This is a genomic window from Micromonospora sp. NRRL B-16802 (genome assembly GCF_001279555.1).
Taxonomy (GTDB): Bacteria; Actinomycetota; Actinomycetes; order Mycobacteriales; family Micromonosporaceae; genus Micromonospora; species Micromonospora profundi.
In genome coordinates this window covers 1-14,893 of record NZ_LGEB01000053.1, presented here as the reverse complement: position 1 = coordinate 14,893, position 14,893 = coordinate 1, and the positions used below count along the sequence as shown (strand labels likewise).

The following is a 14,893-nucleotide window of genomic DNA, read 5'->3' as shown; positions in this document are numbered from 1 at the left end:
CCGGACAGCTCAGTCGACCCGGAGCCGGTAGCCGCGTTTGACCACTGTCTGCACCACACGTGGCGCGCGCAGGCCGGCCCGCAGCCGGGCCACCGCCATCTCCACGGCGTGCTCGTCCGCGCCCCGGGGCAGGGTCCGCAGCAGCGCCGTACGCGACAGCACCCGTCCGGGGGACTGGGCCAGCGCCCGCAGCACCGCCATCGGCGCGGGCGCCAGGGGACGCAGCTCGCCGTCGATCACCGCTGCGTGCCCGCGCAGGGTGAGCAGGTGACCGCCGGCCTTGAACGTGACGGTCCGGCGGGGCAGCTCGTCGACGATTGTCCGCACCAGCGCGCCCAGCCGGGCCCGTCCCGGCGCGCTCACCGGCACCCCGTGCCGCAGCAGGGGTTCGGCGGTCACCGCGCCGACGCAGCTGGCGAGCACGTCGCTGCGGAACGCGGACACCACCGCGTCGGTACGGTCGCCGGCCGCCCGCAGCAGCGCCTCGGCCGCAGGCGCCGAAGTGAACGTCACCGCGTCCACAAGCCGGCCGGCGATCAGGTCGATGAGCCGGTGCAGCGGCGCCAGGTCGGTGGGCGGCGCCCAGCGGTAGACCGGAACCTCGATCACAGTGGCGCCGGCCGCCTCCAGCGCGAGTGTGCACTCCGGCTGGCGCTCCCCGTGCAACTGCATGGCGATCACCTGCCCGGCCACACCGCGCCGACGCAGGTGGTCGACCACCTCGTCGCAGCTCTCCGAATCCGGTGACCACTGGTCGTGCAGCCCTGCCGCCCGGATCGCGCCACGTGCCTTCGGGCCCCGCGCCACCACGTACGAGCGGCCCAGCACCGAGCGCAGCGGCTCCGCCAGCCCCCAACCTTCGGCCGCCTCCAACCACCCGCGCATGCCGATCCCGGTGTTGGCCATCAGGATGTCCGGCGGCTGGTCCAGGCAGGCGCGCGTCGCCTCGCGCAACTCGGTGTCGTCGGACAGCGGAACGATCCGCAGCGCCGGGGCGAGCACCACCCGGGCGCCCCGACGTTCGAGCAGCGCGGCCAACTCGTCGCGCCGCCGGTCGGCGGTCACTCCGATCGTGAAGCCGGCCAGTTCCTCCCGCATCAGTCCTCCCGTCGCAGCCGCACCTCGACCAGCCCGTCACGGCAGCGAGCGTCGTGCCGGGTCACGGCCACCCCGGGCAGATCGAGGCAGGCGCCGCTGCGCAGGTCGTACACCTGCTTGTGCAGCGGCGAGGCGACAGTCGGCACCCCGGCGCGGCTGCCCACGATGCCCCGGGACAGCACGTACGCGCCGGACACCGGATCGCGGTTGTCGATCGCGAACAGCCCGTCGGCGGTGCGGAAGAGGGCGACCTGAACGCCGTCGACAAGGGCGGCCACGCCCCGGTCGGGGTCCAGCCGGTCGAGGGGGCAGACCACTGTCCACTCCAGTGTGCTGTGCTGGCTCATCGCCGTACCTCCGGAAGGCCGAGCGTCACCGGCTGCCGGCGCTGACCGTGCGCCGGCACCGGTTGGCCGCGTTCCTGCGTGAAGGTGATCGACGGGTCGGGCACGTCGGGCGCGTTGACGAAGGAGGTGTAGCGGCGCAGCCGGTCCGGGTCGTTCAGCACGTCGCGCCACTCGTCGGAGTACGTGGTCACGTGCCGGGCCATCGCCGCGTCGAGGTCGGCGCACAGGCCCAGGGAGTCGTCGACGATCACCGAGCGCAGGTGGTCGAGGCCGCCGTCCATCGACTCGATCCAGCCGGCGGTGCGTTGCAGCCGGTCGGCGGTACGGATGTAGTAGATGAGGAACCTGTCGATGAGGGTGATCAGCTCATCGGTCGACAGGTCGGTGGCGAACAGGTCGGCGTGCCGGGGCCGGAAACCGCCGTTGCCACCGACGTAGAGGTTCCAGCCGGTCTCGGTGGCGATGATGCCGAAGTCCTTGCTGCGCGCCTCGGCGCACTCGCGGGCGCAGCCGGACACCGCCGACTTGAGTTTGTGCGGGGCGCGCAGCCCGCGGTAACGCAACTCCAGTGCCACGGCCAGGCCCACCGAGTCCTGCACCCCGTACCGGCACCAGGTTTCACCGACGCAGGACTTCACTGTGCGCAGCGCCTTGCCGTACGCGTGGCCGGACTCGAAGCCGGCGTCCACAAGTCGCCGCCAGATCAGCGGCAACTGCTCCACCCGTGCGCCGAACAGGTCGATCCGCTGCCCGCCGGTGATCTTCGTGTAGAGCTGGAAGTCCCGGGCGACCTCACCGATCACGATCAGCTTCTCCGGGGTGATCTCGCCGCCGGGGATCCGGGGCACCACCGAGTAGCTGCCGTCGCGTTGCAGGTTGGCAAGGAAGTGGTCGTTCGTGTCCTGCAACGACGCCTGCTCACCGTCGAGCACGTGCCCGTTGCCCAGCGAGGCGAGGATCGACGCCACCACCGGCTTGCAGATGTCGCAGCCGCGCCCCCGGCCGTGCTCGGCGACCAGCCGGGAGAACGTGCGGATGCCGCGTACCCGAACGATCTCGAACAGGTCCCGCCGGCCGACGTCGAAGTGCTCGCACAACGCGGCGGACTGCGCCACCCCGGCCGCGTCCAGCAGTTGCTTGAGCATCGGCACGCAGGACCCGCAGCTCGTGCCGGCTCTGGTGCACGCCTTCAACGCTGGCACGTCCGCGCAGCCGTCGGCGATTGCGGCGTCCACGTCGCCACGGGTCACCGCGTTGCAGGAGCAGACCTGCGCGGTGGCGGGCAGCGCTCCGGCGTCCGCGCCGCCGCCGTCCGGTGCGAGCAACGCAAGCGGCGCGGCCGGCAGCGGGCCGCCCACACTGGCCCGCAACGTCGGGTACGCGCTGGCGTCACCCACAAGCACCCCGCCCAGCAGGGTGTGCGCGTCGTCGGACAGGACCAGCTTCGCGTAGACCCGGGTGGCCGGATCGGTGAACGTGACGTCCAGGCAGCCCTCGGTGGTGCCGTGCGCGTCGCCGAACGAGGCCACGTCCACGCCGAGCAGCTTCAGCTTCGTGGCGGTGTCCGCGCCCGGGAATGTCGCCGCGCCACCGACCAGCCGGTCGGCCACCACCTCGGCCGTCGCGTACCCGGGGGCGACAAGACCGTGACAGGTGCCGTCGACCGCCGCGCACTCACCGACAGCCCAGATCCGCTCGTCGGCGCTGCGGCAGGTCGCGTCGACGAGCACCCCGCCGCGCGGGCCGCGTGGCAGGTCGGCGGCCCGCGCCAGCTCGTCACGCGGTCGGATGCCGGCGGCCACCACCACCAGGTCGGCGTCGACAGTACGGCCGTCGGAGAGCTCCAGGGCGGCGACAGCGCCGTCCGCCCCGGCCCGGATCGCCGTGGTGCCCACCCCGAGGTGGGTACGCACACCCAACTCCTCGACGTACCGGCGGAGCATCGCCGCGCCGGCCTGGTCGACCTGCACCGGCATGAGGCGGGGCGCGAACTCGACAACGTCGGTGCTCAGGCCCAGCAGTCGCAGGGCGTTCGCCGCCTCCAGCCCGAGCAGCCCACCGCCGATCACCGCGCCGACCCGCCGGCCCTGCGCGTACGCCCGGATCGCCGCCAGGTCGTCAAGGGTGCGGTAGACGAAGACCCCGGGCAGGTCGGCGCCGGGCACCGGAGGCACGAACGGGTACGAACCGGTGGCCAGCACCAGCGCGTCATAGGGGTACTCGCCGTCGACGGTGGTCACCACCCGCCGGTCACGGTCGATGGCGGTGGCCGGCTCGCCGAGACGCAGCCGTACCCCGTCGTGCGGGGTGTGCACGTTGAGTTCGTCCTCGCCCACCCCGTCGAAGAACGCCGAGAGCCGCACCCTGTCGTACGCCGGACGCCGCTCCTCGGCCAGCACTGTCACCCGCCAGCGCCCCCGGGGATCGCGGGCGCGAAGCGCGTCGACGAACCGTTGCCCCACCATGCCGTTGCCGATGACGACCAGGTCACCGCCGCTCATCGCGTCACCTCCACCGATTCCGCTTGGGACAGCCAGTCGACGATGCCGGCGACGGCGTCCCGGCACCCCCCGCATCCGGTGCCGGCGCGGGTGGACGCCACCACCGCGTCGACAGTTCGCGCACCGGCCCGCCAGCACCGCACAAGCGTTCCCTTGGTGACGGCGTTGCACTGGCAGACGACTGCGGCGTCCGGCATGAGCGCAGGTGTTGCGGCCGGAGCCGTGGCGCCGCCGCCGAGCGCTCGGCCCAGCAGCAGCGCCCGCCGGTCGGCCGGCACCGGGTGGCCACGGTCGAAGAGCTGGATCACCGTGCCGACTGCCGGGTTGTCGCCCAGCAGGATCGCGCCGGTAAGCCGCTCGTCGTGGATCCGCAGCCGCGCGTACGTGCCCCGGGCCGGATCGGCGAAGGTCAGCACCTCGCCCGGCCCGACGCCCACCGGGTCACCCATGGCCGCCAGGTCGATCCCGGCCGCCTTGAGTCGGGTCACCACCGGCCGGGGCCGGTAGCGGGCCAGCGGGTCGGTTCCGGTCAGCACGTCGGCGAGCACCCGGGCCTGCGACCAGGCGGGTGCGACGAGCCCGGTGAGTACACCGTCGTGCTCGGCGCAGTCGCCGATCGCCGAGACGCGCCGGTCGTTGGTGCGCAGCCTGTCGTCCACCACCACGCCGCGTCGCACTGTCAGCCCGGCGGCCGTCGCGAGGGCGGTGTCGGGGCGTACACCGCAGCAGAGCACCAGCAGGTCGGCGGTGAGCGTCCGGCCGTCGGCCAGGTCGAGGCGGACATGGTCGGCGTCCGCTTCGACCCCGGTCGCCGGCACCGCGAGCTCGACTGTGACGCCGAGCCCTGCGAGCGTGCCGGCGAGCACCGCGCTGGCCGCCGTGTCGAGTTGCCGTTCCATCAGGTGCTCTCTCGGGTGCACCACTGTGGTGACCAACCCTCGGGTGGCGAGCCCTCGGGCGGCCTCCAGGCCGAGCAGCCCACCGCCGAGCACGATTGCGGTGCCGGCGCCGTCGGCCACGGCGAGGATCCGGCGGCAGTCGTCAAGGGTCCGGAACGGGACCACACGGTCCGGCAGGTGGGCCGGGTCGAGGCCGGGCAGCGCCGGCAGCACCGGCCGGCTGCCGGTGGCAAGCACCAGATGGTCGTAGGAGATGCGTTCGCCGTCGGCGGTCTGGACCTCGCGGCCCGACCGGTCCACAGCGGTCACCCGCACGCCGGTACGCCTGTCGATGCCGTGCCCGGCGGCCTCGGTCAACTCCACGTCCGGCTCGCCGATCCGACCCGCCAGCAGGGTGGAGAGCATGATCCGGTTGTACGCACGATGCGGTTCCGCCCCGAGCACCGTGACCTTCCGGTCGCCCGCACGGGTGTGCAGTTCGCTCGCGAGACGGGCACCGGCCATCCCGTTGCCGACGATCACGACGCGGCCGCTCATGCCTTCTCCACCCGGACCGCGCAGATCTTGAACTCGGGCATCCCGGAGATCGGGTCCACCGCGTCGTTTGTCACCGAGTTGGCCCGGGCCGCACCGGGCCAGTGGAACGGCGCGAAGACAGTGTCCGGCCGGATCCCCGGGCTGAGCCGGGCCGGGGCGTGCAGCTCACCTCGGCGCGAGGTCACCCGCACTCTGTCGCCGTCGTCGATGCCCAACCGGGCGGCCAGGTCGGGGTGCAGCTCGACGAAAGCCTCACCGGCGGCCCGGCGCAGCGCGTCGACCCTGCGGGTCTGGGTGCCGGACTGATACTGCGCCAGCACCCGACCGGTGGTGAAGTGCAGCGGGTACGCGTCGCAGACCTCCTCGGCGGCCGGCCGGTGGTCCACGGGATGGAAGCGGGCACGGCCGTCCGGGGTGCCGAACCGGTCGGCGAAGAGTCGCGGCGTGTCCGGCCCGTCCTCGGTGGGGCAGGGCCAGAAGACGCCGTCGGCGGCGTCGATCCGTTCCCAACTGATACCGGCGTAGTCGGCGGTTCCGCCCGCCGAGGCGCGGCGTAACTCGGCGAACACGGCGGCCGGGTCGCTCGGAAACCGCGTCGCCGCGGCGGTCGGGCCGGTGCCCGTTTCCTCCGCAGCTGACAGCCGGGCCGCGAGGTCGGCGATGATGGCCAGGTCGGTGCGGACGTCCGGCGGGGGTGGACGCAGCGCGCGCCGGCGCAGGACCCGACCCTCCAGGTTGGTCATGGTGCCGTCCTCCTCGGCCCACTGCGCGGTGGGCAGCACCACGTCGGCCAGCGCGGCCGTCTCGGAGAGCAGCAGGTCGGCGACGACAAGCAGGTCGAGGTCGCGCAGTCGGCCCTCGATCCTGCTCGCGCGGGGAGCGGAGACCACCGGGTTCGAGCCGAACACCAGCAGCGCCCGGGGGCCGCCGGGAGTACCGAGGGAGTCGAGCAGTTGCAGGGCCGGCACGCCGGGACCGGGCAGGTCGTCGGCCGGTACGCCCCAGACCCCCGCCACGTGCTCCCGGGCCGCCGGGTCGTCGATCCGCCGGTAGCCGGGGAGCTGGTCGGCCTTCTGCCCGTGCTCACGCCCGCCCTGGCCGTTGCCCTGGCCGGTGAGGCAGCCGTACCCGGAGCCCTCCCGGCCGGGCAGACCGAGGGCGAGGGCCAGATTGACGTACGCGGTGACAGTGTCGACGCCCTTGGCATGCTGTTCGGCACCGCGAGCGGTCAGGATGATCACCCGTCCGCCGGTGCCCAACGCGCGGGCGGTGGCCTCCAGGTCGGCCACCGGAACACCGGAGAGTTGTTCGGCGCGGGCCGGCCACCAGGCGGCGACGCTGCGGCGAACCGCGTCGAAGCCGGCCGTGCGGTCGGCGACGTACGCCTTGTCGACCCAGCCCTCGGTGAGCACGATGTGCAGCAGCGAGTTGGCAACCGCGAGATCGGTGCCGGGCAGTGGTTGCAGGTGCAGGTCGGCCTGACGGGCGGTGGCGGTGAGCCGGGGGTCGACGACGATCAGCCGGCCGCCGCCGCGTCGCTGCTCGGTCAGCCAGCGCATCAGCGGCGGCATGGTCTCCGCCGGGTTCGCGCCGACCAGCAGCAGGGTGTCGGCGCGGCCGAGGTCGGCCAGCGGAAAGGGCAGCCCTCTGTCCACGCCGAAGGCGCGCATCCCGGCCGCCGCCGCCGAGGACATGCAGAACCGTCCGTTGTAGTCGATGTGCCGCGTGCGCAGCGCGACGCGGGCGAACTTTCCCAGCGCGTACGCCTTCTCGTTGGTGAGCCCACCGCCGCCGAAGACGGCGACGGCGTCCCGGCCGGCGCTGGCCTGGATGGCGCGGATGCCGGTGACGATCCGGCCCAGCGCGTCGTCCCAGCTCGCGGGGCGCAGGTCGCCGGTGGCCGGGTCGCGTAGCAGCGGACTGGTCAGCCGCTCCGGATGGTCGAGCAGCTCGGCGGCGGTCCAGCCCTTCTGGCAGAGGCCGCCCCGGTTGGTGGGGAACTGGCGGGGGAGCACCGTCACTCCGTCGTCGTCCTCCTGCAGTGTCATCCCACACTGGAGTGCGCAGTACGGGCAGTGTGTGGCTGCCTCCCGGGGCGTCCGCCCCGGTCGAGTTGCCGACCATGCACCGTCTGTCATGTCGGGAAAGCGTGCCGCCGGGCGGTTTCGCGTCGGCGTCCCTTCTGTTTCGGTCCTGTCAAGTACGGCTCACACCGCACGGGGGCATCGGACGTGACGGCTGGGTCCTGACCGCCGACCTGCCGGCCGCCCCACGGAAGGTGTTCGGCGGGTGTCCCACGTTGCGGTAATGGGTACGCGAACCGACCTCGGGAAGCCTATTATTTGGGAAAGTTGTCTCAAAAGCTGGGAGACGCGATGAGTGTGGCAGAAGCGTTCGACGCGGTGGCCGGCACCTACGACGAGGCGCGCCGCAGGCTGGTGCCCTGCTTCGATGCCTTCTACGGCACCGCCGTCCAGGTGGCCGCGCCACCATTGCGCGCCGCGCTGGCCGCCGGCCGTACCCCAGAGGTGTTGGACCTGGGCGCCGGCACCGGCCTGCTCTCGCTCCTGCTCGCCGCCGCGGTGCCGGGAGTGCGGCTGACCCTGGTGGACGCCGCGCCGGCAATGCTGTCCCGCGCCGCCGACCAGTTGCGCGCCCGCGCAGTGCCGCACCGGACCGTCCGGGCCGACCTGGCCGACGAACTGCCGGCCGGACGGTACGACGCCGTGGTCAGCGCGCTGGCGATCCACCACCTGGACGACGACGGCAAGCGCGGGCTCTACCGGCGGGCTGCCGCCGCGCTGGCACCCGGCGGGGTCTTCGTCAACGCCGAGCAGGTGGCCGGGCCGACCCCCGCCCTGGACCGGCGCTACGACGAGGTGTGGACGGCGCGGATCACCGAGCTGGGCTCGTCTCCCGACGAGATCGCCGGCTCCCGGGAGCGGATGCGGCACGACCGGCCCGCCACCGCCGCCGACCAGTGCCGGTGGCTCGAAGAGGCGGGTCTGGTCGACGTCGACTGTTTCTTCAAGGAGTGGCGCTTCGCTGTGTTCGGCGGCCGGGCCCGGTGAATTGCGCCTTTCGGCCGCCAGTGGCAAGCCGCCGGTTGTGCGGATGACTGATGGTCATACCGCTGGGTAGTCTCATCGGCATGACTGCCAAGGTGACGTTGTCGTTCACGGACGAGACAATCGAGGACGCTCGACGCTTCGCCAAGCGTGAAGGGCTGTCGCTCTCGGCGTGGATGGACCAGGCCGCCCGGGAAAAGGCGCTGCGCGAGGTCTTCACCGCGCACGCCGCCGCAGTGGGCCGCGCCAGCCTCGACCTGGAGTCCGCAGCCCTCGCCGACGCCCGCGAGGCAGGCATGGTCAACGACCTCCTCGCCGACGGACGGCCGCGTGCTGCGTAGGGGTGAGGTCTGGCGCATCGAGGGCGCCCGGGAACGCCTCGGCCTGGTGATCAGCTCAGACGTCTACAACTCCACCGACGTGCCCATCGTGATCGTCGTCGAGGTTGTCGAGGAGTCGCTGCTGCGGGATTCCCCGCTCGCCGTCTCCATGGGCCGGTACGTGGTGATGCCCGACCGGATCTCGTCACCCATGAAGAAGTGGTTCACCAGTTGCGTGGACGTCGCCGACACCGACACCATGCTGCGGGTCGGCCGCGCGCTGCGCATCCTCCAGCAACTCTGACCGCGCTCACCATCGTCGTCGCCCCGTGGTGCGGTCCCCGTATCCCGGCCGACCCGCGACGGGCACTGCCGGGTAATCCGGTGTTCCTAGCGTTCCTCCCTGTCACATCGACGAGGAGGAGCCGCCGTGAGCACGCTCACCAGCACCGCAGTCACCGCCGGCGCACCGGCCGCCACCGCGACCCGGCACCGGCTCGACGACTGGAGACCCGAGGACCCCGAATTCTGGCGGACCACTGGCGCGCCGATCGCCCGACGGAACCTCTGGGTGTCGATCTTCGCCGAGCACGTCGGTTTCTCCGTGTGGAGCCTCTGGTCGGTGACAGTGCTCTTCCTCGGCCCCGCGTACGGCATCGACCCGGCCGGCAAGTTCCTGCTCACCGCCGTACCCGCCGCGCTGGGCGCGGTGCTCCGGCTTCCGTACACGCTGGCGGTTGCCCGCTTCGGCGGCCGGCGCTGGACGATCATCAGCGCACTGCTGCTGCTCGTACCGACGGTGCCGATGGCGGTGCTGCTGGAACCCGGGGTGTCCTACGGCACGCTCATGGTGCTCGCCTGCCTCACCGGGGTCGGCGGCGGCAACTTCGCCTCCTCGATGGCGAACATCAACCTGTTCTACCCGTCCCGGCTCAAGGGGCGGGCCCTCGGGCTCAACGCGGGCGGCGGCAACCTGGGCGTACCCGCTGTGCAGTTGGTCGGGCTCGCGGTCCTCGCGACCGCCGGTGCCGCGTACCCCCGGCTGGTCCCGGCGGTCTACCTGCCGCTGATCGTGCTGGCCGCGCTGGCGGCGGCCCGCTGGTTGGACACCGTGCCCGGCGCGCGCAACGAGCCCGGCGCGCTGCGCGAGGCCGCGCGCGATCCGCACACCTGGGTCATGTCCCTGCTGTACGTCGGCACGTTCGGCTCGTTCATCGGATTCGGCTTCGCCTTCGGTCAGGTGCTGCAACTCCAGTTCGCCGAGCGGTTCCCCACGCCCGTCGACGCGGCCTGGCTGACCTTCCTCGGCCCGCTCGTGGGTTCGCTGATCCGGCCACTGGGCGGGCACCTCGCCGACCGGTTGGGCGGCGCTCGGGTGACCTTCTGGAACTTCGTGGCGATGGCAGCCGGCGCCAGCACCGTGCTGTACGCGGCCCGGGAACGCTCCTTCGGGCTCTACCTGACCGGGTTCATCGCCCTCTTCGTGTTCTCCGGCATCGGCAACGGCTCCACCTACAAGATGATCCCGGCGATCTTCCGGGCCCGGGCTGCGGACGCGGTGGTAGCCGGGCGCGACCCGGAGGCCGCGGCACGGTGGGCGCGGCGGATGACCGGCTCGCTGATCGGCATCGCCGGTGCCGTCGGCGCCTCCGGTGGGGTGCTCGTCAACATCTCGTTCCGCCAGTCGTTCCTCGGCTCCGGCAACGCCGACGCCGCCTACCTGGTCTTCATCGGCTGGTACGCGCTCTGTTTCGCAGTCACCTGGGTCGTCTACCGTCGTCCACGTGCCGGGCAGCTCGCCGGAGTGTGAGCTGAACCACGGCCGGCGCGTCGGCGCGCGGGACCGCACCCCCGTTTTGACCTGCGGACGGGGCGCCGGGTATCGTTGCCTGCTGTTGTACGACATCCAGAGGCGTGCCCTATCAGGTACGCTTGGTCGTTCGTGCGCGCTGGTCCGGCCTGCAAGATCTGGTCACCTCGGCGCGCGACCCCAGACCGACGACGAGACAAGGTAGACCTGTGCGTACGTACAGCCCGAAGCCGGGTGAGATCGAGCGTCAGTGGCACGTCATCGACGCCTCTGATGTCGTGCTGGGCCGCCTGGCCACCCACGCCGCCACGTTGCTGCGTGGTAAGCACAAGCCGACTTTCGCGCCGCACGTCGACACGGGCGACTTCGTCGTCATCGTGAACGCGGGCAAGGTTGCGCTGACCGGCAACAAGCGCCAGACCAAGGTCGCTTACCGCCACTCCGGTTACCCGGGTGGCCTGAAGCAGATCGGCTACGACGAGCTGCTGACCAAGCGCCCGGAGCGGGCCATCGAGCTCGCTGTGAAGGGAATGCTCCCGCACAACAAGCTCGGCCGTCAGCTGATCAAGAAGCTGAAGGTCTACGCCGGTGCCGAGCACCCGCACCTCGCGCAGCAGCCGGTGCCGTTCGAGATCAAGCAGATCGCGCAGTGAGCGCGGGCGAAGGAAGCAGCATGACCGACATCACCGAGACCGAGGTCGCCCCGGAAGCCCCTGAGGCCACCGAGGCGCCGGCGCCCGTCGCCCGCGCGCCTCGTGGTGACCGGCCGATCCAGACCGTGGGCCGCCGCAAGGAGGCCATCGTCCGGGTCCGTATCGTCCCGGGCACCGGCAAGATCACGTGCAACGGCCAGGACCTCGAGGCGTACTTCCCGAGCAAGGTGCACCAGCAGCTCATCAAGGACCCGCTGGTCACCGCCGAGAAGCTCGAGCAGTTCGACGTCATCGCCAACCTGCGTGGCGGCGGCACCACCGGCCAGGCCGGTGCGCTCCGGCTGGGCATCGCCCGCGCGTTGATCATCAACGAGCCCGACGACCGCCCGGCCCTCAAGAAGGCCGGCTTCCTCACCCGGGACGCCCGGGTCAAGGAGAGCAAGAAGTACGGCCTCAAGAAGGCCCGTAAGGCTCCCCAGTACTCGAAGCGCTGATCTTTCCCAGCGCGTTGTACTTCTGACGGACGGCCGGTCCGCCTCCCCTCGAAACGGGGGAGGTGGACCGGCCGTTCCGCTTTCTCCTCATCAGCAGTGCTCATCGGAGGTTGGCGGGTATGGGTCGGTTGTTCGGCACGGACGGCGTACGCGGGCGGGCGAACGCGGATCTCACACCCGAGTTGGCGCTCGCGCTCGCCGTGGCCGCTGCGCACACGCTCGCCGAGACGGATCGCAGCCATCCGCCGCTCGCCGTCGTCGGCCGCGACACCCGGGCCAGCGGCGAGATGCTGGAAGCCGCCGTCGTGGCAGGGCTCACCAGTGCCGGCGCGAACGTGGTGCGGGTGGGCGTGCTGCCCACCCCGGCCGTGGCGTTCCTCACCGCCGAGGCCAAGGCCGACCTCGGGGTGATGCTGTCCGCGTCACACAACCCGATGCCGGACAACGGCATCAAGCTCTTCGCCGCCGGTGGCCACAAGTTGCCCGACGAGATCGAGATGCGGATCGAGGCGGCCGTCGAGACGAACGCCACCACCGCCTGGGACCGGCCGACAGGCGCCGGCGTCGGTCGCGTGCACGACCTGCTCGACGGAGCGGACCACTACGTCCAACACCTGGTCGGCACCCTGCCGCACCGGCTCGACGGGATCAAGGTCGTCGTCGACTGCGCAAACGGCGCCGCCGCCGAGGTCGCCCCCGTCGCCTACCGGGAGGCCGGCGCCGAGGTCATCGCCATCCACGCCGAGCCCGACGGGCTCAACATCAACGACGACTGCGGCTCCAACCACATCGAGGCGCTGCGCGAAGCCGTTGTCGAGCACGGCGCCCACCTGGGCATCGCCCACGACGGCGACGCCGACCGCTGCCTGGCGGTCACCGCCGACGGTGACGAGGTCGACGGCGACCAGGTGATGGCGATCCTCGCGCTTGCCATGCGGGAGGCCGGCACGCTCACCCAGGACACCCTGGTGGCCACCGTGATGAGCAACCTCGGCCTGCGACTCGCGATGTCCGCGCAGGGCATCCGGCTGATCGAGACCAAGGTCGGCGACCGGTACGTCCTGGAGGAGCTACGCGCCTCCGGCCTGGCGCTCGGCGGCGAGCAGAGCGGGCACATCGTCATGCCCGCGCACGCCACCACGGGCGACGGCGTCCTCACCGGTCTGCACCTGATGGCCCGCATGGCAGCCACCGGCCAGTCCCTTGCCGAACTGGCGTCCGTGATCACCAAGCTGCCCCAGGTGCTCATCAACGTGCCCGTCGGCGACCGGACCGTCGGCGCCAACGCGCCGGCCGTCCGCGCCGAGGTCGAACGGGCCGAGGCGCAGCTGGGCGAGACCGGTCGGGTGCTGCTGCGCCCCTCGGGCACCGAGCCGCTGGTCCGCGTCATGGTCGAGGCGGCCACCGAGGCGACGGCGCGGTCCGTGGCCGAGCGCATCGCGGATCTCGTCCGCACCGCCAGCCCCGCTAGCTAGGAGCGCACCCACGGCCGTGCCCCGGCCGGCCCGTTCTCGGCCTGGGCTGGCTCGGCCTGGGCTGGCTCGGCCTGGGCTGGCTCGGCCTGGGCTGGCTCGGCCTGGGCTGGCTCGGCCTGGGCTGGCTCGGCCTGGCCTGGCCTGGCTCGGCCTGGCTCGGCCTGGCCTGGCCTGGCTCGGCCTGGGCTGGCTCGGCCTGGGCTGGCCGGCTGGTTCGGCCTGGCTGGGCTGATTCAGGGCTGGCCGAGCTGGTTCGGGTCAGCGGGCCGGGGTCAGCGCGCGTAGCCGGTTGACCGCCTCGGTCAGCACCTCCGGACGCTTGCAGAAGGCGAACCGCACCAGCCGCCGGCCTGCCTCGACGTCGTCGTAGAAGACCTGCGTCGGCACCGCCACCACGCCACAGCGCTCCGGCAGCGATCGGCAGAACTCCACCCCGTCCGAGCCGCCGAGCGGCGTGATGTCGGCGGTGACGAAGTACGTCCCCTCCGGCACCAGCACCTCGAACCCGGCGTCGGTCAGGCCACCCACGAGTTGGTCACGTTGCTGTTGGAGCCCGTCGCGGAAGCCGGTGAAGTAGTCGTCCGGAAGCGCCAGGGCCACGGCGACGGCCGGTTGCAGCGGGGAGGCGTTCACGAAGGTGAGGAACTGCTTCACCCGCAGCACGGCCGACACGAGGGCGGCCGGACCACTGGCCCAGCCGACCTTCCAGCCCGTGCAGGAGAAGGTCTTGCCGGCCGAGGAGATCCGCAACGTCCGCTCGCGCATCCCCGGCAGGGTGGCCAGCGGCACGTGTGCGCTCGACGCGTCGCTGAACACCAGGTGCTCGTACACCTCGTCGGTGACCGCGTACGCGTCGAACTCCTGGCACAGCTCGGCGACAAGCGCCAGCTCGGCCGGCGTGAACACCTTGCCGGTCGGGTTGTGCGGCGAGTTGAGCAGCACGAGGCGGGTGCGCGGGCCGAACGCCGCGCGCAGCGCCGCCGGGTCGAAGGCGTACCGGCCGCCGTCGACGGGACGCAACGTGACCGGCCGCCGGACCGCGCCGGCCAGGGCGATCGATGCGGCGTACGAGTCGTAGTACGGCTCGAAGCACACCACCTCGTCGCCCGGCTCGCAGAGAGCGAGGATGCTCGCCGCCACCGCCTCCGTCGCGCCCGCCGTGATCACGATCTCGCCGTCGGGGTCGTACTCCAGATCGTGGAACCGCCGCTGGTGGGCCGCGACCGCCGCACGGAGGGCGGGGATTCCCGGACCGGGCGGGTACTGGTTCTGCCCGGTGCGGAGCGCCTCAGCAGCGGCGGCCAGCATCTCCGGTGGGCCGTCGGTGTCCGGGAAGCCCTGGCCCAGATTGACTGCCCCGGTACGCACGGCGAGAGCGGACATCTCAGCGAAGATCGTCGTGCCGAACGGCCGCATCCGGGCCACCAGCGGGTCGACATCGGTGCTCGTCACCTGCGCCAGCCTACGGCCACCCCAGTCTCCCCGATACAAGAGAGATTGGGCACGGCCTGCCCGGCAAACCCAGCCCAGCCCAGCCCACAACTCGTCCCAGGCCCGGCTTGCCCTCGTCCCCGGCCGCCCAGATCGACTCCCGGTCCCGCCCAGCTCCGCCCGGTCCCGCCCAGCTCCGCCCGGTCCCGCCCAGCTCCGCCCGGTCCCGCCGAGCTACACCCCCGGCCCTGTCCCGGTCC

Annotated in this window: 13 protein-coding genes; 7 read left to right on the top strand and 6 right to left on the bottom strand. The window is 72.3% G+C overall.

Translation table 11 applies throughout. From position 1 onward, the window contains the following. Positions 1 to 9: 9 nt before the first annotated feature. Genes ADK66_RS10340 through ADK66_RS10320 form a run of 5 tightly spaced genes read right to left on the bottom strand, consistent with a single transcriptional unit; the run spans position 10 to position 7,520 of the window. Positions 10 to 1,098, bottom strand: a complete 1,089-nt coding sequence (locus ADK66_RS10340) for a uroporphyrinogen-III synthase (RefSeq protein WP_053653881.1) — start codon at positions 1,096 to 1,098, stop codon at positions 10 to 12. Next, complete coding sequence (gene nirD, locus ADK66_RS10335) at positions 1,098 to 1,445, bottom strand: nitrite reductase small subunit NirD (RefSeq protein ID WP_053653879.1); 348 nt, start codon at positions 1,443 to 1,445, stop codon at positions 1,098 to 1,100. Before nirD ends, ADK66_RS10340 begins: the two co-directional genes overlap by 1 nt. Beyond that, entirely contained in the window at positions 1,442 to 3,946 is a 2,505-nt protein-coding gene (gene nirB, locus ADK66_RS10330; RefSeq protein WP_053653878.1) for a nitrite reductase large subunit NirB, read from the bottom strand. Before nirB ends, nirD begins: the two co-directional genes overlap by 4 nt. After that, positions 3,943 to 5,382 carry an FAD-dependent oxidoreductase gene (locus tag ADK66_RS10325; protein ID WP_053653876.1) on the bottom strand — a complete coding sequence of 480 codons (1,440 nt, stop codon included), beginning with the start codon at positions 5,380 to 5,382 and terminating at the stop codon, positions 3,943 to 3,945. Before ADK66_RS10325 ends, nirB begins: the two co-directional genes overlap by 4 nt. Continuing rightward, entirely contained in the window at positions 5,379 to 7,520 is a 2,142-nt protein-coding gene (locus ADK66_RS10320) for a molybdopterin oxidoreductase family protein (protein ID WP_053653874.1), read from the bottom strand. Before ADK66_RS10320 ends, ADK66_RS10325 begins: the two co-directional genes overlap by 4 nt. A gap of 237 nt (positions 7,521 to 7,757) precedes the next feature. Between ADK66_RS10320 and ADK66_RS10315 the strand changes: the two genes are divergently transcribed. The 7 genes from ADK66_RS10315 to glmM all read left to right on the top strand — a co-directional run bounded on the left by ADK66_RS10315 (position 7,758) and on the right by glmM (position 13,202). Beyond that, positions 7,758 to 8,453, top strand: coding sequence for a class I SAM-dependent methyltransferase (locus ADK66_RS10315; RefSeq protein WP_053653872.1), 696 nt, complete (start codon positions 7,758 to 7,760; stop codon positions 8,451 to 8,453). Positions 8,454 to 8,503: 50 nt separating this feature from the next. Next, complete coding sequence (locus ADK66_RS10310; protein ID WP_053653870.1) at positions 8,504 to 8,791, top strand: DUF6364 family protein; 288 nt, start codon at positions 8,504 to 8,506, stop codon at positions 8,789 to 8,791. Next, the gene (locus ADK66_RS10305) at positions 8,781 to 9,074 is read left to right on the top strand and encodes a hypothetical protein (protein ID WP_053653868.1); all 294 of its coding nucleotides are present in this window, start codon (positions 8,781 to 8,783) and stop codon (positions 9,072 to 9,074) included. The genes ADK66_RS10310 and ADK66_RS10305 overlap by 11 nt, the downstream gene beginning before the upstream one ends. A 126-nt stretch (positions 9,075 to 9,200) precedes the next feature. Then, a complete protein-coding gene (locus tag ADK66_RS10300; protein ID WP_053653866.1) occupies positions 9,201 to 10,580 on the top strand; it encodes a nitrate/nitrite transporter in 1,380 nt (459 codons plus the stop codon). A gap of 209 nt (positions 10,581 to 10,789) precedes the next feature. Next, entirely contained in the window at positions 10,790 to 11,233 is a 444-nt protein-coding gene (rplM, locus tag ADK66_RS10295) for a 50S ribosomal protein L13 (RefSeq protein ID WP_053653864.1), read from the top strand. Between the two features lie 20 nt (positions 11,234 to 11,253). Then, positions 11,254 to 11,727, top strand: coding sequence for a 30S ribosomal protein S9 (gene rpsI, locus ADK66_RS10290; RefSeq protein ID WP_053653862.1), 474 nt, complete (start codon positions 11,254 to 11,256; stop codon positions 11,725 to 11,727). A gap of 119 nt (positions 11,728 to 11,846) precedes the next feature. Further along, the gene (gene glmM, locus ADK66_RS10285; RefSeq protein ID WP_053653860.1) at positions 11,847 to 13,202 is read left to right on the top strand and encodes a phosphoglucosamine mutase; all 1,356 of its coding nucleotides are present in this window, start codon (positions 11,847 to 11,849) and stop codon (positions 13,200 to 13,202) included. 258 nt (positions 13,203 to 13,460) lie between these two features. On the opposite strand, the gene ADK66_RS10280 is transcribed toward glmM, so the two are convergent. Further along, on the bottom strand, positions 13,461 to 14,654 hold the full coding sequence (locus ADK66_RS10280) for a pyridoxal phosphate-dependent aminotransferase (protein ID WP_053653858.1): 1,194 nt from the start codon (positions 14,652 to 14,654) through the stop codon (positions 13,461 to 13,463). Positions 14,655 to 14,893: the final 239 nt, after the last annotated feature.

Coding starts and splice junctions, on each gene's coding strand:
- ADK66_RS10340 (WP_053653881.1), bottom strand. CDS start 1,098: ATGCGGGAGGAACTGGCCGGCTTCACGATCGGAGTGACCGCCGACCGG.
- nirD (WP_053653879.1), bottom strand. CDS start 1,445: ATGAGCCAGCACAGCACACTGGAGTGGACAGTGGTCTGCCCCCTCGAC.
- nirB (WP_053653878.1), bottom strand. CDS start 3,946: ATGAGCGGCGGTGACCTGGTCGTCATCGGCAACGGCATGGTGGGGCAA.
- ADK66_RS10325 (WP_053653876.1), bottom strand. CDS start 5,382: ATGAGCGGCCGCGTCGTGATCGTCGGCAACGGGATGGCCGGTGCCCGT.
- ADK66_RS10320 (WP_053653874.1), bottom strand. CDS start 7,520: ATGACAGACGGTGCATGGTCGGCAACTCGACCGGGGCGGACGCCCCGG.
- ADK66_RS10315 (WP_053653872.1), top strand. CDS start 7,758: ATGAGTGTGGCAGAAGCGTTCGACGCGGTGGCCGGCACCTACGACGAG.
- ADK66_RS10310 (WP_053653870.1), top strand. CDS start 8,504: ATGGTCATACCGCTGGGTAGTCTCATCGGCATGACTGCCAAGGTGACG.
- rpsI (WP_053653862.1), top strand. CDS start 11,254: ATGACCGACATCACCGAGACCGAGGTCGCCCCGGAAGCCCCTGAGGCC.
- glmM (WP_053653860.1), top strand. CDS start 11,847: ATGGGTCGGTTGTTCGGCACGGACGGCGTACGCGGGCGGGCGAACGCG.